This is a genomic window from Pseudomonas persica, assembly GCF_900291015.1.
In the GTDB taxonomy this organism is placed as follows: domain Bacteria; phylum Pseudomonadota; class Gammaproteobacteria; order Pseudomonadales; family Pseudomonadaceae; genus Aquipseudomonas.
Window position 1 is genome coordinate 1 of the sequence record NZ_OLKL01000292.1, and the last position, 247, is coordinate 247.

The 247-nt window shown below is 66.4% G+C and carries 1 protein-coding gene; it reads right to left on the reverse strand.

The window, feature by feature from the left end:
- A partial coding sequence (locus FQ664_RS26625; protein WP_256676123.1) for an ABC transporter substrate-binding protein occupies positions 1 to 247 on the reverse strand: 247 nt, incomplete at both ends.

Genomic DNA, 247 nt, shown 5'->3' on the forward strand with positions numbered 1-247 from the left:
GTCCTTGTTGGTGCTGTCCTTGGCGCCGGCGCGCTCGAAGCTGAACTTCACGGCCTGCGCGTCGAAGGGCTCGCCGTTGTGGAACTTCGCATCGCGGCGCAGCTTGAAGGTCCAGGTCTTCAGGTCGGGGCTGGTGGTCCAGCTCTCGGCCAGCAGCGGCGTCGTGCGGCTGTCGCTGTGGATCTTGGTCAGCGTCTCGTAGATGTTGTAGAGCGTCACCTCGGCGATCGCCGAGGCAGCGCCGGCC